The sequence below is a fragment of the Saprospira grandis DSM 2844 genome (assembly GCF_000275825.1).
GTDB lineage: Bacteria > Bacteroidota > Bacteroidia > Chitinophagales > Saprospiraceae > Saprospira > Saprospira grandis_A.
This window is the reverse complement of sequence record NZ_JH719942.1, coordinates 4,121,350-4,139,203: the sequence shown is the minus strand read 5'-3', so window position 1 is coordinate 4,139,203 and position 17,854 is coordinate 4,121,350. Positions and strand designations below refer to the sequence as shown.

14 protein-coding genes and 1 pseudogene are annotated in these 17,854 nt (G+C 45.3%); 7 read left to right on the top strand and 8 right to left on the bottom strand.

Annotated features, from left to right (window positions below):
* Positions 1-284: 284 nt before the first annotated feature.
* The 5 genes from SAPGRDRAFT_RS18335 (at position 285) to SAPGRDRAFT_RS18310 (ending at position 6,611) form a co-directional block, all read left to right on the top strand.
* Positions 285-1,031, top strand: coding sequence for a methyltransferase family protein (locus SAPGRDRAFT_RS18335; protein ID WP_002660920.1), 747 nt, complete (start codon positions 285-287; stop codon positions 1,029-1,031).
* A 39-nt stretch (positions 1,032-1,070) separates the two neighbouring features.
* Positions 1,071-1,490 (top strand): acyl-CoA thioesterase, encoded by a 420-nt coding sequence (locus SAPGRDRAFT_RS18330; RefSeq protein WP_002660918.1) that lies wholly within the window; start codon positions 1,071-1,073, stop codon positions 1,488-1,490.
* Between the two features lies 1 nt (position 1,491).
* Entirely contained in the window at positions 1,492-2,901 is a 1,410-nt protein-coding gene (locus SAPGRDRAFT_RS18325; protein ID WP_037350566.1) for a hypothetical protein, read from the top strand.
* A complete protein-coding gene (locus SAPGRDRAFT_RS18320; protein ID WP_037350564.1) occupies positions 2,886-3,935 on the top strand; it encodes a hypothetical protein in 1,050 nt (349 codons plus the stop codon). The genes SAPGRDRAFT_RS18325 and SAPGRDRAFT_RS18320 overlap by 16 nt, the downstream gene beginning before the upstream one ends.
* Positions 3,936-4,133: 198 nt before the next feature.
* Positions 4,134-6,611: a TonB-dependent receptor gene (locus SAPGRDRAFT_RS18310; RefSeq protein ID WP_002660913.1), complete on the top strand. Its 2,478-nt coding sequence runs from the start codon at positions 4,134-4,136 to the stop codon at positions 6,609-6,611.
* A gap of 56 nt (positions 6,612-6,667) precedes the next feature.
* On the opposite strand, the gene SAPGRDRAFT_RS18305 is transcribed toward SAPGRDRAFT_RS18310, so the two are convergent.
* Positions 6,668-7,345, bottom strand: a complete 678-nt coding sequence (locus SAPGRDRAFT_RS18305; RefSeq protein ID WP_002660912.1) for a hypothetical protein — start codon at positions 7,343-7,345, stop codon at positions 6,668-6,670.
* A gap of 1,074 nt (positions 7,346-8,419) precedes the next feature.
* On the opposite strand from SAPGRDRAFT_RS18305, the gene SAPGRDRAFT_RS18295 reads away from it, so the two are divergent.
* Both SAPGRDRAFT_RS18295 and SAPGRDRAFT_RS18285 read left to right on the top strand, forming a co-directional pair.
* Positions 8,420-9,235 (top strand): hypothetical protein, encoded by an 816-nt coding sequence (locus SAPGRDRAFT_RS18295; RefSeq protein WP_002660911.1) that lies wholly within the window; start codon positions 8,420-8,422, stop codon positions 9,233-9,235.
* Positions 9,236-9,894: 659 nt separating this feature from the next.
* The gene (locus SAPGRDRAFT_RS18285; protein WP_002660910.1) at positions 9,895-10,311 is read left to right on the top strand and encodes a hypothetical protein; all 417 of its coding nucleotides are present in this window, start codon (positions 9,895-9,897) and stop codon (positions 10,309-10,311) included.
* A 587-nt stretch (positions 10,312-10,898) separates the two neighbouring features.
* Here the strand turns inward: SAPGRDRAFT_RS18285 and SAPGRDRAFT_RS18275 are convergent.
* From SAPGRDRAFT_RS18275 to SAPGRDRAFT_RS18240, 7 genes and pseudogenes are all read right to left on the bottom strand, one after another.
* Positions 10,899-13,511, bottom strand: a complete 2,613-nt coding sequence (locus tag SAPGRDRAFT_RS18275) for a TonB-dependent receptor domain-containing protein (RefSeq protein WP_002660909.1) — start codon at positions 13,509-13,511, stop codon at positions 10,899-10,901.
* Positions 13,512-13,561: 50 nt separating this feature from the next.
* Entirely contained in the window at positions 13,562-14,053 is a 492-nt protein-coding gene (locus tag SAPGRDRAFT_RS18270; protein ID WP_002660908.1) for a hypothetical protein, read from the bottom strand.
* A gap of 57 nt (positions 14,054-14,110) precedes the next feature.
* The gene (locus tag SAPGRDRAFT_RS18265) at positions 14,111-14,530 is read right to left on the bottom strand and encodes a DUF7793 family protein (RefSeq protein WP_002660907.1); all 420 of its coding nucleotides are present in this window, start codon (positions 14,528-14,530) and stop codon (positions 14,111-14,113) included.
* Between the two features lie 621 nt (positions 14,531-15,151).
* Positions 15,152-15,940, bottom strand: coding sequence for an MBL fold metallo-hydrolase (locus SAPGRDRAFT_RS18255; RefSeq protein ID WP_002660906.1), 789 nt, complete (start codon positions 15,938-15,940; stop codon positions 15,152-15,154).
* Positions 15,941-16,016: 76 nt separating this feature from the next.
* On the bottom strand, positions 16,017-16,472 hold the full coding sequence (locus SAPGRDRAFT_RS18250; RefSeq protein WP_172635367.1) for a helix-turn-helix domain-containing protein: 456 nt from the start codon (positions 16,470-16,472) through the stop codon (positions 16,017-16,019).
* 112 nt (positions 16,473-16,584) lie between these two features.
* A pseudogene (locus tag SAPGRDRAFT_RS18245) lies at positions 16,585-17,401 on the bottom strand (IS5 family transposase).
* 74 nt (positions 17,402-17,475) lie between these two features.
* Positions 17,476-17,835, bottom strand: coding sequence for a hypothetical protein (locus SAPGRDRAFT_RS18240; RefSeq protein WP_051018641.1), 360 nt, complete (start codon positions 17,833-17,835; stop codon positions 17,476-17,478).
* Positions 17,836-17,854: the final 19 nt, after the last annotated feature.

Here is a 17,854-nt window from a genome sequence, read left to right as displayed (position 1 = left end):
CCGAAAATACAAATAAGTTTTTAAATAGATTTCTATTCGAAGAGGTTTTGGGGCTGCCCCTCCCTGCGGTCGGGTCGCTCCACTTCGCAGCTCGCAAGTCTGCTCGGCCCTTCAGCCCTGCGGGCTTTGGTCTGCCGCCCTGCCGGGCGGCCCTGCTACGGCAGCTCAGCCTGCGGCGGCTTCGCCGCCTGTCCGCCGCAAAAGTATAGCCCAAGCCCCCTTTTTTTATTAGATTTTCTTAGCTTTGCGCCACTAGGCCAAAATTGGCGAAAATAAAGCAACCTATGAGTTTAAAAACAGAGCTAAGAACAGAAGGAGATTTTTTGTTTAAACACCGCAGTTATCTTCCTTTGGTAATTATTGTATTAGGCCTCGCTGCCTATATATATAATGTATATAATAAGCAACTAATTGACCCCAATTATGCCGAATACTACAAATGGGGCTGCCTAGCCGTCTCCCTGATCGGCCTGTTTATACGTATGCACGCTATTGGCCATGCCGCCCCCAATACCTCGGGCCGCAATACCTCTGAGGGCCAAATTGCCGACCATATCAATAGCTCTGGCTGGTACGCTATCTGCCGACATCCCCTCTATGTCGGGAATTTCTTTATGTGGCTGGGCCTCGCTGGCCTCACCCAAGATTTTTGGTTCCTTACAGCCTTTATCTTTATGTATTGGGTCTACTACGAACGCATTATGTACGCCGAAGAAGCCTTCCTGATTGATAAATACGGAAAAGCCTATACCGATTGGTCAGCCAAAACTCCCGCCTTCTGGCCCAAATTTAGCCAATGGCGCAAACCCGATTATCCCTTTTCTTGGGCCAAGATTATTCGCCAAGAAAAAGCCGGTATCCTCAACCTCTTTTTGGTCTTCTTTATCTTTGAAGCTATCGGTAGTTATATTAGCAGCCAAGAACTACTCAATATGTCGCCACTTTGGTATAGCCTACTTATTGGAGCCATCGTTTGGTATGTGATTATTAAAGTTCTCCAAAAAACAACCAACATCTTTGAAGGACGCTAAGCCTAATGTATCATTGAGCTCACTAAAATCAATTATATTATGAGCAAGCTTCCCTTAATCTGGAAACAGCCCGTCGCTTGGGGCGATATGGACGCCTTTGGCCATGTGAATAATGTACAGTACTTACGCTACTTTGAAACCGCTAGGGTCAAGTACTTTGAAGACCTCATGACTGGCGAAAAAGGCAAAGGACCTATCCAACCCGTTGTGGCTAGCCTCACTGCCGACTATAAAGCCCCGGTTACTTATCCCGATACCTTAGAAGTAAAACTAGGGGTAACCGAAATGGGCAATAGCAGCCTGAAAATGCGGGCCGAAATGTATAGCGACAAAGGCTATCTGGCTGTAGTCGCCCATTGTAGTATCGTGATGTTCGACTTTGTGAAACAACGCCCTGCTCGCATCTCTGATGAACTCCGTCAGTTTATTGAGGCGCTAGAGGCTAAAGCCAAAGAATAGCTTGAAAGAAGAATCTACTGTTTATGATATAGGCCTCTTGATGGAGGACGAAATGGCCCAATGGCTCAGTGCTTATGCTGCTGCCTTGGGCCTCTCTGTTTTTTGCTTTAAGCGGCCATCTAGCCGAAGCGAAGCGGCTTTGCTTCGCCCCGCCGCCCAGTTTTTTCTCTGGCAGTTTAAGGAGGAAAAAAAAATGGAGGATTGGAGCTATAAGGTCCAAAGCCGCCGCGGCAAAGCCTTTGCCCATCAGCAGATGAAGGCCTTGGGCAAAAAAAAGTTGCGCCTGCCTAGCTCGGCTCAATTTCGACAATTTCCCTTGGCCCAATTAGAAGCAATAGAAGAAGAGGATGAAAGTTTTATTTGCTGGCATAGCCAAGCCGGTATGGAGCTGCAGGCAGTTCGCTGTCGTTACCTGATTCTCTCTAAGGGCTGCCCCGAAAAATATATCGAGCAGTTTGAGCTCTTGCAGCAAGCTTTGCCCCAATTAGAAAAGCCGCTCCAACATTATCAAGCGAAATCTAAAGGTAAAAAACGCCAAAGAGAACTTTTCCTTTTGGACCAAAAGGCCTACACCATAGAGGAGGATGGCCAAGTACTCCATTATCGCTTTTATGGCAAGGATTGGAGCCCTAAGGAGTCGGAAAGCTTGCTTCCTGGCCCCGCCCTAAAAAGCGAAAAAAAAATATCGAGGGCTTATCGCCTAAAGAATTGGCGAAAGGGCCGCCTCTTTGTTTTGGGTCCCTTGGCCCATCATCTGCCCGCTTATTTTGGCCTCACAAGCAGTCTGTTTTGGGAAGAAATGGGCAACCTGCTCTGGCGCTTGGCCTATATACAAGCGGGCTATTTGGCTGAAGAGCCGCTTTTGGCCGCCTGGGAAAAAGAGCAGGGCCGCGATTGGCAAAAAGTTTTTGGCCTGCAAAAAGAGCTATTGAAAAAGCAGGCCTCTTTTTGGTCTCGACTGAAGGAGTATTGGCGAGGAGTGGGCTTTTGGGCTCATCGTCTAGAGGCCCGAAAAAATCCTTTGCTGCCCAATTTGCCCCTAGAAGATGCCTTTGAGCGAAAAACGAGACTTTGGGCCATCAAGCAAAAGGGCTTTCTTCTTTTGGGCCTAGCGGCCAATCCCGTAGATCTATTAGCGCCTAAAGAATTGGCCCTTTTTGCCCGCCTGCGCAGCCAGTTTGTTGGCCTTTACCCAGAGCAGCTGCCTGAGCGGCCTCGTTTTGCCGCCGCTTATCAGCTTGCAAAATTAAAGGAGTTGGGCAGCCCTGGCAGCCTGCTTTTAGTGGGTCCGCAAGGCTGTATTCTGGCCGTCTTGAAGAGCCGAAAAAAGATTCAGGCCTTTTGTAAACGCCTAGAAGAGGAGTATCCCGAGCCCATCAAAATAGAAGAAGAGGCATGCGAAGAAGACTAAAGCAGTGGATGGTATTTTTACCCATTTTTTTCTTTTTGGCCTGCCAACCTACTGGTCCAAAATGGGAAGAGCGACACTTCTACCACTGGAAGATGAACTGGAGTTGGGGCGAAGCCGAAACCCAAGGCATGCAAGCATTGGGCAGCAAAACCATTTATTTGCATTTGGCCGATTTAGATTGGGTGCCTGGCCAAAAGGGCATTTTCCCTATTGCCAACTTGCAGTTGCCCAAAGATTTTTCGCCCCCAGCGGTTTGGGAAGAAGTACGGCCTGTGGTCTTTATTACCAACCGCAGCTTTTTGCAACAAAACAAGCCGGGCCAATTGGAGGTATTGGCCAGAGAACTGGCCAATTATCTAAGGGCCTATGAAGAAAAACTCCCGCCCCGTTTGGCCTTTAAGGAGCTGCAGATAGATTGTGATTGGAGCCTGAAAACCAAGGCGTCTTATTTTATGTTTTTAAAGTTGCTCAAAAAGGAATTGGGCCCCAACTTGCGGCTGTCAGTAACCTTGCGGCTGCACCAAGTAAAATACCAACAAAAGACGGGCATTCCCCCAGCCGATAGAGCCGTACTGATGTTTTATAATATGGGGGCTTTGCGAGATTGGGAAACCGATAACTCCATTTTGGACCTAGAACTGGCCCAATCCTATTTAGAAAACTTTTCTACTTATCCCTTGCCTATGGATTTGGCCCTGCCGATTTTTCATTGGGGGGCTTGTTTCCGAAATGGGGAGTTGCTCTATCTGCTCAATAAAAAGACGGAGGCCGATTTTCTGGCCACTGGTCTAGCCCATGAAAAACTGGGCCCTAGGCGCTATAAGGTTTTGGCCGAGGGTTTTTTTGGGGGACATTTCTTGTATGCGGGCGATCAAATTCGCTTTGAGGCTTGTTCTTTAGATGAACTTGAGCAAAGTTTGCAGGCCTTGCGCCCAATTTGGCCCAAAATGCAAGACAGCCAATTGCTATTTTACGAACTACAATCGGTTTATTTAGAACAATTATCGGCGGAGCGCCTGCGGTCCATTTACTAGCCTTGGGCGGAACTAGCTTGGGCCAAAGGCCCTTTTGGGCGACCAAAGGGAGCGCTCTCGAGCTGGCTGAGGGATGGAAAGTGGTGCGGCGCAGCCGCAGACCAAGGCGCTGCAAGCGCCGAAGGGCCGAGCAGACTTGCGAGCCACGACACAGCCCGACCCGAGCCAAAGGCGAGGGGCAGCCCCAAAAAAAACAGCATGAAAAAACAGCTACTTCTACTTTTTGCCTTGGCCTATGCCAACCTACTGCTTGCCCAAGATAGCTTATATATATTGGATGCGGATAGTCGAGAGGCAGTGGCCAATGCCCAATTGCAGATTTTGGATGAGGCGGGCCGAGGGCTACTAAATACACCTTTGTTTTCCTCCGAAAAGGGCCTTTTTGTTTTAGATTCGTTTGTCGAAGGGCAATTTGTGCTCATTACGCATCTGAATTATCATCGTTATTATGGCGATTACTTTGAGTTGAAGGCCAAAAAAGGGCGTTTGCTGCTGCAAAGGCGGCCCATTGATTTGATTGAGGTCTTGGTTCAGGGCTCTTCTAAGCGAGAAGAACCCTTGCGGGAAGTGCCTTCACAGCTAACGCTGATTGATAAAAAAGAGATTGAGATTTTGCAGCCACAGACCACGGCTGGGGTAATGGAAAACTCTGGGGAGGTCTTTGTGCAGCGCTCTCAGATGGGGGGGGGGAGTCCGATCATTAGAGGCTTTGAGGCCAATAAGGTCCTGATAGTTTTGGATGGCATACGGATGAATAACGCCATTTATCGGGCGGGGCATTTGCAGAACATCATCACCATTGATCCGGCTATTATAGAAGGGGTGGAGCTGCATCATGGGCCTGCTTCGACCATTTATGGTTCCGATGCTTTGGGGGGCGTGATGTACATCAAAACCAAATCGCCTAGATTTTTGGAGGAGCAGGGCAAGGCCTGGCATATACATGCCTACAGTCGCTTTTCGACGGCCAATTTAGAGCGGCGTTTGCATAGCGACATTCATTGGTCGGGCGAGCGTTGGGCCAGCCTAAGCAGTCTGAGTTTTTCTAAATACGGCGATCTTCGGGCGGGGCGATACAAGGCTGATAGTAGTATGGCTCGCTACTGGAACCGTTATTTTTATGTAGAAAGAGATGAGGAATTGGGCCAAGACCTGATTCGGATTAACGAAAACCCCAATGTACAATTGGGTAGCGCTTATGGGCAAATGGACCTGATGCAAAAACTGCGGTACCGCTATAATGAGCGCCTAGATGTTGAGTTTAATTTTCAGTATTCCAGCTCTACGGAGGTGCCTCGTTACGACCAATTGACGGAGGGCGATGTGAGCTTTAGCAATGGGCAGATTATCTCGCAAAACTTGGAGTATGCCGAATGGAATTATGGTCCACAAAAGCGCCTGCTCTCTGCCTTGCGGGCCAATATAAAGGGGGATAGCAGCCGTTGGTTGGGGCAGGGCCAATTGGTGGCCGCCTTTCAGAAAATTGATGAAGAGCGGATTAGCCGAAAGTTTAATGACCCCTTGCGCAGAACCCAAGCCGAGCAGGTTTATGTCTTGACCTTAAATGCGGACTTTTTGCGGAAGATTTGTAATAAACAGGAGCTATTATATGGGGCCGAATGGACCCATAACTGGGTCTCATCGACTGCTTTTACGGAGAATATTGAAACGGGAGAGCAATCGAACAGGGGCTTGGGGAGCCGCTACCCCGATGGGGGCAGCCAGATGGGGAACTTTGGTCTGTATACGAGTTATCGCTTGAAGTTTGCCCAAGAAAAGGCCAAATTGATTTTGGGTAGCCGCTATACTTATACCTCCTTATCGGCTAGTTATCTGGATACCTTACTTTATAATTTACCTTATCAGGATTTGAGTTTGCAGACCCATGCCCTAACGGCTAGTGCGGGCCTAAGTTGGGATTTGGGGCGGCAGTTTCAGTTGCGGGCGGTGGCCTCTACGGCCTTTCGGACGCCCAATATTGATGATATGGCCAAGTTGAGGGCCAAGGGAGACAATGTTACGGTGCCCAATGCCGAGATTGGTCCAGAAAAATCGCTTAATATGGAGTTGGGCCTATCGAAGCAGTTTGCCAAAAAGCTCAAGATTAGCAGTACGGTCTACTACAATTACCTTTTTGATGCCATTGTGCAGCAGGAATACAGCATCAATGGGCAGGACAGCATGTATTATGATGGGCGTTTTCGGAACATTCAGGCCCTGGTCAATATTGGTCGAGGGGCGGTTTGGGGGCTACACGCCAGTTTGGCCTATGAGCTCAACGACTTTGCTTTTTTCAAATGGAGTTTGGTCTATACGCAGGGGCTCGACTACTCGGAGGCGGATCCCCAGCCTTTGCCGCATATTCCGCCCTTATATGGCCAATGGAGTTTTCATTATCACAAAAAGGCCTTTAGTCTACAGAGCAATATTCGCTTTAATGGCCCCAAGCGCCTAGAAGATTATGCGGATGAGAGTTCGGAAAATTTGGATCAAGCCTTACCCACAGGCACTCCCGCCTGGTTTGTCATCAACTGTTATACGGCCTATGAGTTGAACAGTAAATGGAAGTTGCAATTGGGCATTGAAAACCTTTTAGATTGGCATTATCGGCCTTATGCTTCGGGGATTTCGGCCCCTGGGCAAAATATCATCCTCACCTTAAGGGCCAATTTATAAACAGAAAGCCCCTAGATGCAAGCATCTAGGGGCTTTTATATGCTTAGGGGCAGTGATTAGCGCATACCAAAGCTTTGTTGAACTTGTTGTAGTTCTTGTTTTCTGGGCTGTCGGTCTAGCTCATTGCCAAGTTCTTGGATAAACTCGCCATTATCGGCTACTACAAAACGTTTGCTATCGGCTTGGGTATAGCTGTAGCGTTTGTCTTCTAGTTCGCGTTTCCATTCGGTCAAAACGATAGCGCCATCTTCAGTAATCAGGGCGCCAACTTGTTTTTGGTAGCGGTTAGCGGCCACCATCATCTCGTCGATCAGTTCGCCTTTTTTGCTATAAGCGGCCAAGACCCAGCGTTCATTAGCGCGGAAGGGGGGCAAAACAGCATAGAGCAGCAGATCGTAGTTTTCGGTTTGGGCCACTAGGGCTTGCGACTGATAGCGATCGGGGCCCATACGGCTCATCATGCCATCATCTAGGCCTGGAATAAAGGACGAAAACTCTCTACCGAGGCGTTTGCCCGAGATATTTTGCCAGAGGTCTCTCTGATATTGTCGTTGCTCTATTTCGCTTTCTATTTTCTCTTGATTGAGCTTTAGCGGCAGGGCTTGTTCTTCAAATTGGGCCAGAAATTTGGCATAATTGGCTTGGCCTTCTTCTTTATCTTGTCCCAATTGGCTAAAGGAATACAAGCCAAAGGCAAAAAGGAGGGCTAGGGCCGAAAAACTAAGGATTTTCATAAGCAGAGGATTAAATGAGTTTACTAAATGGTCTGTGGAGCTAGATGCACAAAAATCTAGCCTTGGTGTGGGCTTTTTTAGTTAATGCTTCTTCTCCTTAAAAGATATGGGGCTGGGGGCTGTTTTTTTTATTTTTTTTGGGCCTCCGCTGCGGCTTCGCCTTGCGGCGCTACGCTTCAGGGCTCGCAGGTCTGCTCGGCCCTGCGGCCTGACGGCCTTGGTCTGCGGCTTCGCCGCCCCCTTCCGCATCGCTAGGCCGTTTGGCCTTCGGCCAAGGCGGCTTTGCCGCTATCTGCAGCCTAAAGGCCGCAGCCAATCTTGTTGGGCCTTGGTCTTTCTTGCCGCAGGGGCTTAAAAGCATCTGCTTTGTTTCTGGAAAAGACGAGCAAAACTCCTAACTAGTCGTTCTGAAATCTATGATATATATTGTCAAAGTCATTGAATGCACTAATTAACTGCTCGTTCTAGGTTCTTTTACTGCATAGCTATCGTCCTGAACTCTATGGTATAGGTTGTGAAACTCTATGTTTGTGCTTTTTTACTGCAAGCTAGTCCTTAGCAAACTGCAAACTAAGGTGATCAAAGCCTAGACTTGCAGTTGGTGGACTGGACTAGAGGAGTTATAGAACCTCAAGCATAGTAAAAGTAATCGCTCCTAAGCAGTATCATAAGGTCTATTATAGATAAAAGAACCGCAGCTAAGGACTAGATTTAGCCCTAATTTGGGTTGCTCTATCCCAAGCAAGCAGTTTTGGACCTATATGATGCAGTGCCAGACGTCTATAAAGCAGTAGGAGAGCCCTAGTTTTGGTTACTAGACCTATAGCTTGAGGTAAACAAGCGGTCTCTTTTGCTTTTTAAGCTATAAAATACGGTAGAGAAGGTCTATTTTGGGGTTGTTAGACCTAGGGAGATACCTTAGAGGACCCCTATTTGGGGTTTGTGGAACTTCATAGTTACACTTTATTAGTCCCTCAACTTTTTCTTGGCTGTGTTTCTGGCCGTTTTGCTACAGCTTAAAAGCCTGTCTAGTTCGTCCAACATTAGTAGTGTATGCAAAAAAGTAAATCAAATATGAAAAAGAGCTTGATGTTCTTGTGTTTTTTAGTCTTGCTGAAATCTTGTGGCTCCAAAGTGAACAATACAGATTTAGTTAGTGATGGAAATGTATCGGAGGTAAATGATACAGCTTTGAAAGTTGACAGGAGCAGCCGTAAATATTCAAGTAATGAATATACTTTTTCTAATACAGTATTGGATTTGGATAAGAATAATTCAATACATTATCAACTAGCGAAGCAATTTGATGCGGATACTACTTTTAAAGGTCCTTATAAAGATAGTACGACTCCTGCTGGATTATTCTATGGTTTTGTACGCTATGATTCAGTAGTACTCCACGAAATAAGGAAAAAAGGCAGAATCGTTTATGTGGTAGGGGACTATCATCTATCCGTGAGCAATCCAGTAAGTCGCTGCAGCTTCTATTATCCAAGTATATATACTGAAGACTTTGTTCTTTTAGAAAGAGGTTGCGGATTCCCTCCAAATTGGGATAGTAAAATGGTTTTTGTCAGTCAGGATTCATTTGATGTGTTTCCTTGTGGAAAGCTAGTTGAGGTAAATAAGGATACAACAAAGGCAATATTTACTAGAACCAACACTATTTATCCACTTTATGTTATGGATTTAAAAGAAAGAAGAATAACTGATACTTTAAGATTTGATAAGTTTTTTAATAAAGACTTAGGTCGAGTAGATCCATATTTTTTAGGTAATTTTGATGCTATAGATTCGACCTCACAGAGAATATTTAGGTTCAAAGAGGATACGATTTTTTTTAAATTTTGGGGAGAGCCTGGTTTTATGATTTTAGGAGAGGGCAGATAGCTGCTCATGCTTAGAAATCTATTTTTTATTATTGATTTATAGTTGGGGCCTCCCGCCTTCGGCGGGCGGTTACTCCCTTTGGTCGTCGAAGACGCCCTAAAGGGCTTGTTGTCGTTTCGGGGCTCGCTGCTCGCTCGGCCCTGCGCGGGCTGCGCCCGCTGGGTCTGGCCTTTGGCCACCCCTGCACATCGGTTACTCCCTTTGGTCGTCGAACTGCGCCCTAAAGGGCTTGTTGTGGCCGTTTGGCCTTCGGCCAAGGCGGCTTTGCCGCCTGCCATTCATCGCCTAGGGACAAGCCCCTAGGCGCAGGAAAGGGTACACACAAAATTTTGAATACTCTCCTTTATTAGTCCCTCAACTTTTTCTTGGGTAGAGACGGAAAAAGAAGCTTCTTTTAGTGGCTTGGCAGTTTTGGGGCCTTAGAAGTAGAAAAAGCGAACAAGGACTTTCTCCGTCAGTTCGCTCAAGTCAGCAACCCAGGGCGGGTAAACATAGCAATTGTTTTACCCCTGAATTTTTTGTGTGGACTTGTTTTGCGGCCATGGGCTGAAGCCGAGGGTTGCGGGTCTATGCAAAATAAAATCTGTTGGTTGATAAGCCAGAATCGTATAAAGGAACTCAAAGAAAGTTATTACCTAATGTATATAATAATTTGTTTAATGATTAGTCGAAAAGGGATGCTGTTGATGTTTATGATGCTGTGTAATAACCTTTTAGGACAGGAAAGGGTGTATGTTAAAACAGATACAATTAACCTTGATAATGTGTTAGGGATAGAGCAGTGTCAGTTGTTTTCAAATATAAATGTAGATTCGATTATTGTTTCTAAATGTGAAATAGTTCATTCAGAGGCTGTTATCCTCCTCGCAAAATCAGATTGCGAAAATTACTTTTATGTTTATGATTATTATGTGAGAGATTCTTCAGATCTAAGTTGTTTAGATCAACGAATAGAAGAAGCTTGTATCAGAAGGAGTTTGATAGGAGTTAAGTTTTATCCAAAATTTTTTTCTATCAAAGGGGAGTTAAAAGAGGAAGATTTTTTTCTATTGAAGCTAAAAAAAGTATATGATTGATTACGTTAGTCTGTAGTAATTTTCTATGTTAAATGGTCTTATGGATGGAATAAGTCGCTCATTATTAGTGTTTACTAGGCCTCCCGGGCGGTTACGCCCATTGGTCGTCGAAGACGCCCTAAAGGGCTTGTTGTGGCCGCTCAACTGTCTTTTTTTCTTTTGGCTGTTCTTCTTCGGCGGCTGGGCAGTTTTGGGCCCATGGGCTGAAGCCCATGGTTGTAGACTGAGCAAACTGGCGGGCTGAAGCCCTTGTTTGCTGATGAAGCCTAGTGGAACAGAAAATCCCCTCGAATGAGGGGATGACGATTTTTTCAATAGCCTAGGGCCTTGGCCCTAGGGGTGGCCGAAGGCCAAATCGGCCTAGGGGCCTGTAAGGGTGCCGCGCAGCGGCAGACCGAGCTTTTTGAGCAAAGCGAAAAAAGCGAAGGGCCGAGCAGACCTGCGAGCCCTGAAAGGGCCCGGCCGCCAAAGGCGGCAGGCCCCAAAAAAATAAAAATAGTCCCTCAACTTTTTCTGACCACCCTAAAGCGCTAAAAAATGGGCGAAGAACCGCAGTTCTTTGCCCAAAGCTATTTTCAGAAAATGGCCTAATGCTGTTGGCAGCAAGCGGGAAGCTGATCATGGGCTTTCGGATCGGCAGGGAGCTCATCTGCAGGATAGCCCAATTGGCTGAGGGCCTTGCGTAGGGCAGCGGGATTGGTTTTTTCCTCATCGTAGTGAACCTCTACGGTCTTGCTGTTCAAATTAACGCTAGCATGATAAACGCCTTCTATTTGTTCTAGGCCCTGACTAATTGTCGTTTGGCACATACCACATTGAGGGTCAGATTTAATCAAAAGTTCGGCGCCATTTTCATGATGATGCTCTTTTGTAGCATGATGCTCTTTTGTAGCATGATGCTGTCCAGCATGGGGATCTGCCTTGGTTTTTTCGCCTAAAGTGTAGCGGAAGCCCGCATAAACCATAGTCCCGAAAACAGGGGCATAAACGGCCGAAGCATCAAAAAGCTGGGGTTGTAGGTTTTGCCCAAAAGGGTCTTGAGCGCCCAAAATAGGTTGCTCTTGGCGGTAGTTCGTCAGGTTTTCGCCACCCAAATAAACTTCCCAGCCTTTGCCCAATTTTTTACTAACTTGTGCATTGACCAAGGCAAAAGTAGGAGAGCGGGCCTCTTGTCGATAAGCGGGAAGATTGCTTAGGTCGCCATAAAGTGTAGGGAGACGTTGTGGCCCCACCAATTGGCTGTTGAGATTAAACTGCCAGCCCGATTTAGGCAGCTGGTATTGTAAGGCCATCAAGCCACGGTGACGAGGAGAAAAAGCCATCCAGGTCAATTGCCCATGTTGTGTGGTATACACATCATTGTATTTGTAGGCCAAACGCAACTCTAAGTTTTCAATCAGGTCTTGGGTCCAAGATAACAAAATGCTATTGGCAAAAGAGCGGCCGTCTAAATTGTAAAACTGAACTTGGCTGCTGCTGTGGTCAATGTCTGCCACCAAACGCTGCTCAAAATCAGTGCGGTAAACATCTAGACTCAAGCTTCCCGCACGCTCGCCCAAAATATAGTTGCGCGTGATATTGAGGCCATAGTTCCAAGCTTTTTCTACGGCAGGAGTTTCATTTAGGATAAAGGCACGGCTGCTGGGCAAATAACGGAAGTTTTCAATCAATAGGTTGGGCAGGCGAATTCCCCGGCCCCCAGAAGCTCTAATGATAAAGTCTTGATTGAAGTTGTACTTGAAGTTGAGGCGGCCAGTGGGCAAATACTCCGTACCATTAAGGGTTTGGACCTGGTCCAGACGGAGGCCAGCAATAAGGCCAAAACCTCGGCCTGTTTCTGGATCGAGTTCCTGCTGCCAGTTGTACTCGGCAAAAAGAGCAGATTGCTGCTCTCTGCGGTCCATATTGAGCTCGTTTACTTGCTCCTGAAAGTCATCTAGGCGATAGTTAAAACCCGCCATCAACTCTTGCCCTTTGCCCAAAGGCGTTTGAAAGAGCAAGTTGAGATAAGCCGTGTTTTGCTTTCCTTCATAAAGTCGATCGCCAAAAGAAGAAGATTGATTGTGCTGGCTAAGGCTATAAATAAGGGCCAAAGATTGCAAGGGGTTGTCAAAACCAATAAATCCAAGTTTACCAAAGACCTCATAGCGCTCAATATCGGAGTCGATTTGGTATAAGCGCTGGGGCAAATCAGCAGCAGAAAAGAAGCTAGCGACTTGTCCGCCCTCTCTTTGGTCCAATATAGCTTGCGCATTGATTTCGGCATGCAGGTTTTTGGTCCTGTGGTTCAATCGCCAAAGGGCGTTGAGCTGCCGCTTGAGGGGGATGTCCATAAAGTTGTCCCCATTATGATCTATCGCCTGATTGAAGTAGTTGCCATGTAGCAAAAGCCCAGTAGCCGTCCGCTCATTAAATTTATGAGCCAAGTTTAGGTTGAGCTCGCTGCGGCCCAAATGATTGAGAAAGCCATTGAGGTAGAGCTTGGGCGCATTATGTGGCTTAATCAATTCGGTGTTAATTTGCCCCGTTAAGCCCTCTACGCCATTGCGCACCGTGCTCGCTCCCTTAGAAATCTGAATGCTTTCGACAAATGTACCAGGAATGTATTCTAAGCCATAAGCTAAGCCCAAACGATTAAAGTTGGGCCGGTTTTCTATCATCAACTGACTGTAAATGCCCCGCAAGCCCAACATTTCAATGTCTCTGGCTCCAGTAACGGCATCGGTAAAACTTACATTGACGGTCCCATTGTTCTCAAAGCTTTCGGCCAAAGAGCAACAAGCCGCTCGCCGTAGCTCGCACTGTCCTAAGGTCTCGACATTGATGGGGTTGATGGTTGAAGCAAAGGCATCGCCTTGCTTAGCCGTTACTTCAACGGTGGCCTGCTCTAGGAGTAGGTCATCGCCCACAGTAAGGATTAAATCTTGCTCCGAGGGCAGTATTTCTACAGATACTGGCTCATAAGAAAGATGGCGAATTTCTAGGGTGTGTGGCTGGACCGTATCTAGGCGAAGAATGCGAAATTTCCCCTCAAAATCCGTAACCGCCCCAATACTAGCGCTATCTTGCCAATGAATAGTGGCCGAAATAATGGCTTCCCCTTGGCCATTAACAAGCTGGCCTGAAAAATAAGATTGGCTATAGGCCAATTGGCTCCATGCTAGCCCAACTAGCAGGAGAATATATTTGTAAAATTGCATAAATTTTTGATTTTCTGATTATTAACTAATACTCGTACAGAAAATCAATTTTAGCAACGCATGATCTGAATAAATTGTAAATAGTCGGCCCCCTCAAAAAGCAGCGGCGCCCGCTTTTGCCAAAAAATGAAGGGCGCAGCCAGCTCCAACTCTTCCTGTGCAGAAAGCGAGCGGCTGGGCCAATGGAGAACTAGACGAGGAGCCCAAAATAATTGAAGAGAATATAAGGACTGGGCCAGATTTGGCGGCAGCAGCTCCCCAGAATCATCCCAAATAGAAAAAAACTCTACCTCATTGTCCTGACAACAAGGTTGCTCTAAACTGCAATGCTGCTGCTCTTCCGAAATAGAACAACAACTTTCAGCCGAATTTTCTACTCCCTGCCGACAACAAGAGGCCTCGGCCCAAATGCTGTAGTGCCAACTGTCTTGACAAGCACAAAAATGAGAATAACTACTCCAACCCACTGAACCACAAAGTAGTAGCAGGGCAAGTATAGGCGCCAAAAAACGCCCAGCTTTATGTAGTTGGACCGTACTCATATTACAAATGAAGCACTTTTTTTAGATTTATCCAAATTTTTAACCCTTTTTAAAACACTAGGCCTGCTCCTTGGCCCGCAATTCAGTCAACCAAGCCCGAGCCTGCTCCCGATCCGAAAATGCTTTGGCGGGATATTTTGGTTTGTTTAAGCCCAAAATAAAGTTACTCAATAAACGAGATACAGGGTTGGCAATCAAAGTAGCCACCCCTTTCACAATTTCTGGAGAAATCCCCGACAAGGTTCTTCTAGCCCCAGCCGATGCCCCCTTGATGTTTTTCATGTCAATCAAAAGGTACAGTTTTGAAGAACGAGCCTCGGCCATGGCCAACATGCTCTCAAAAGATTCCTGGGCATCGCTGTCTTCCATGTAATAGGATGAATTTATTTCCTGCTCCACAATAAAGTCGCCCTCAGGCCAAATTAAAGCTCCAGACTGAAGCGTTACCCGCACTTGAGTATAGTTCGGTTTTTTCATTCTCTTTAAGTTAATTCACACTAAAATACAGAAGTACAAATAAATATTAGCCTGTTCTTCCTATTTAGAAGTATTCTAAGGGCTGTTTTGGGGCCCGCGGCCGGCCGAGCCGGCCGCCGCTATGCTGCGGGGCTCACAAGTCTGTTCGGCCCTTCGCCGCTTTCAGCGGCTCGGTCTGGCGCTTTGCGCCACCCCTCCGCAGCGCTGGGCCAAATTACTCTTGGCCGTAAAGGATAAAAACTGGTCCCTCAACTTTTTCTGGTCTATTTGGACCAAAAACAATGCAACTAACCTCTTAGCCAAAATAAACCGTATTTGAACCCTTTATTCGACCAAAACCAATTGTGCTAAACGCTAAACGCTAAACGCTAAACAAGATAAACAGGAATTTAGACCATTTTTTTATTGAATTATTATTAGTCCCTCAACTTTTCCTGACTAGATTGAAGGTCAACGATATAAACGAAAATTTTAAAATCAAAAATGAGCGTCGTATAAGGCGGGTAGCGTTATGCTGGCTCAAAACAAGAATATTATTTGGTCCAAAGTGGGAGAGAGGGCCAACTAAAAAAGCGAATGCCGTTACGGCATTCGCTTTGAATTTTTATTCAAATGAGTTTTCTAAAATAAAAAGGAAGCTCCATCCTCAGGAATAGTTAATTGGGAAGAGAATCCTTGCTCTTTGGCAAATTGACGTAATTCTTTTCGACTCAATACGCAATGGGCCAAAGCTTCCAAATGTATGGCTACCAATTTACTCTTGGGCAACAGTTGATGAATTTTTGCAATTTCTTCTTTCCCCATAATGATTGCTCCCAACTTGGCATCCGCCAAACGAGCAGCCCCCGCATTGATTACAACATAATCAGGAGCCAAACGCTCTAAATCTGCTTCTACTTTCCCGGTCAGAATAGTGTCCCCCAGAAAATAAATAGAGGCTTGTCCCTCCGCCTGAAGATAATAGCCAGAGCTTTCCCCTAAAAATTTGGCCAGCTCCGGAATGGAATAGGCCAAATCACTGCCATGCTGCCCCTTAGTCCGTTCAATCTGGACATTTCCTATAGATAATTTATGCTCAATAATTTCCGTTTTCTGAAATCCTTGGGCCTGAAGTTTTGCTGCATCTTCTTCATTCTGAAGATAAACAGCTTTATTTTTATCTATGAGCACCGCTGCCGCCTCATCCCAATGGTCAGGATGTAAATGAGTCAACAAAACAGTATCGGCAGCCACAAGCTTCCCAACAGAAAGAGCTAAATCTACAGTGGGATTAGGAATTTCTGAGTTGACTGTGCCTGGAAAACAGCCAAGAGCGCCTTTCTCCGCAAACATAGGGTCTATTAAAAAACTTTGCCCTCCATAATTCAAATAAATGCTGGCATTCCGCACAAACAAAAACTGATTTGACATTCTTCTAGAGTTTTTTTCAATGAAATAATTTCGATAAGACAAAATTATTCCCTTCAGCCTCCAAAGAACTACCTTCCTAGCTCAAAAGACTACCACTTTGATAAGCAGCCAAAAAGTCTGAGCTTTTTTGACCTGTCTGCGCCTTGAAAAAACGCATCAAATGATTAGGCTCTGAGTACCCTAAAGCATAAGCAATCTCACTAAGGCTTTTTTCAGGATGATAGATCAACTCTAATTTAATTTCTGCCAGCAATCGCTGCTTGATTAACGCACTGGCCGTTTGGCCAAAAGTTGTTTTGGCTAGTTTGTTTAAACTAATTCGACTCAAGCCTAAAAGTTGTGCATAATCTTCTACCCGCTGCTTTTCCCGAATGTGTAGCTCTAATAAACGCTTAAATTCATAGGCTGCCTGCCCTCCCTGATTACTAAAGGCTAGTTGATAATGTATTGCATAATCCCGATTTAGCCGCTCCAATAAATAATAAATCAAAGAGCGAATAATATGAGCACTATTCGTCAATGGATAAAGCAATTCCTTTTTTATCTCTTCTAAAAAGAAGAATAAGGGCTCCAGCGCTCCAGCCGCTAAAGGCAAATATAAAGGCTGCTCCCGCTGGTAAAAATAAAGTAGCTTATGAGTTTGTTTAAAAATTTCGTTTTAGGAAAATAAGTATAAAGGCTAAATAGTGTAGACTCGCCCAGTTGTCGGCTTTTCTTTCAAAACGAATGAGTAAAATTTTGAATGCGTCAATCCATGCGTTAGTTCGCTCAACAGAAAAGCGTTCTTTGTAAAGTTCCTCATCTATAATATCTTGATAATAAGCTTTTTTTCTATTTCTTTTGTTGTGGTCAATATTAGGGATAATGCCCATTTTTTGGCAGTTTTCTCTAAGTTTTTTGCTATCAAACCCTGCATCAGCATTCATAAATAAACCATCAGGAGAGATGTCTGAAAGCTGCAGATCGGCAAGCATTTTTTGGAAATGACTCTCGATTTCAAACAAATCATTATGGTTTCCCGCAAAAGGCGGAGACATAGCGATTGGCAGCCCATTTTTATCTGTGAGAAAGAGAGCATTTGTGGTTTTGGACTTTTTTCGGCCCTGATAACCCACAGCTTCGCCCCCTCTTTTCGCTGGGGTATGACTTCCGTCAAGCTGTATACTAGATAAATCTAAACAAGATTTTTCATGGGCTAGAAATTGGATCCACACTTTTTGCCAAATACCAGACTCGGACCAGCTATTGAAGTAGTAATATACTGTTTGCCAGCAAATTAGAACTTCGTACAAAAAAAGATTGTATCGGTAATTCTCTCCACTGACAACCTGTTTTAAGCCTATAAATTATCGCTTTAACAATTTGCCACAGAGGCGCTTTGGTTTTTCGAGCCAATTTTTTTTCGGGAAAAAATGCTAATATTTTTTCCGTAATAAATTCTTTTGATAAATTCACAACCATGTTGCAAAGCCTTTTTTTGTTTTTGTCGTAATCAACAATAATAAGCGCTTTGCAGCATTTTTTTTTGCCTTAGTCTAGCTGCTGACTAAAAAATTTAAACAAGCTCTATAAGTAAATAACTGATCCGCAAAGAACTCATGCAAAAACTCTTCTTTGAAAAAGAGTACTTTAAATTTTAATCCCTCAGTCTGAACGTCCCAACGTTTAAGTTGAAAGGCGGAAATGAAAACGAGGCAATTGTCTTGCAACACAATTTTTTGCTCCCCTAGATATAAGGTTCCTTGAGCTCGCTCAAAGAAAAGAATTTCAAAACAATCGCCTCGATGGGGCTGGGCAAAGAAATAGGGATGCAAAGCCGCTAATTGCTCCTCATCAAGTACGTTGAGCATAAAATCTACTCCACAAGCAGTCTTATTAAATTTCATTAGTTGCATGGCTCCTTCTTTTGTTCTC

Coding starts and splice junctions, on each gene's coding strand:
- SAPGRDRAFT_RS18335 (WP_002660920.1), top strand. CDS start 285: ATGAGTTTAAAAACAGAGCTAAGAACAGAAGGAGATTTTTTGTTTAAA.
- SAPGRDRAFT_RS18330 (WP_002660918.1), top strand. CDS start 1,071: ATGAGCAAGCTTCCCTTAATCTGGAAACAGCCCGTCGCTTGGGGCGAT.
- SAPGRDRAFT_RS18320 (WP_037350564.1), top strand. CDS start 2,886: ATGCGAAGAAGACTAAAGCAGTGGATGGTATTTTTACCCATTTTTTTC.
- SAPGRDRAFT_RS18310 (WP_002660913.1), top strand. CDS start 4,134: ATGAAAAAACAGCTACTTCTACTTTTTGCCTTGGCCTATGCCAACCTA.
- SAPGRDRAFT_RS18305 (WP_002660912.1), bottom strand. CDS start 7,345: ATGAAAATCCTTAGTTTTTCGGCCCTAGCCCTCCTTTTTGCCTTTGGC.
- SAPGRDRAFT_RS18295 (WP_002660911.1), top strand. CDS start 8,420: ATGAAAAAGAGCTTGATGTTCTTGTGTTTTTTAGTCTTGCTGAAATCT.
- SAPGRDRAFT_RS18285 (WP_002660910.1), top strand. CDS start 9,895: ATGATTAGTCGAAAAGGGATGCTGTTGATGTTTATGATGCTGTGTAAT.
- SAPGRDRAFT_RS18275 (WP_002660909.1), bottom strand. CDS start 13,511: ATGCAATTTTACAAATATATTCTCCTGCTAGTTGGGCTAGCATGGAGC.
- SAPGRDRAFT_RS18270 (WP_002660908.1), bottom strand. CDS start 14,053: ATGAGTACGGTCCAACTACATAAAGCTGGGCGTTTTTTGGCGCCTATA.
- SAPGRDRAFT_RS18265 (WP_002660907.1), bottom strand. CDS start 14,530: ATGAAAAAACCGAACTATACTCAAGTGCGGGTAACGCTTCAGTCTGGA.
- SAPGRDRAFT_RS18255 (WP_002660906.1), bottom strand. CDS start 15,940: ATGTCAAATCAGTTTTTGTTTGTGCGGAATGCCAGCATTTATTTGAAT.
- SAPGRDRAFT_RS18240 (WP_051018641.1), bottom strand. CDS start 17,835: ATGCAACTAATGAAATTTAATAAGACTGCTTGTGGAGTAGATTTTATG.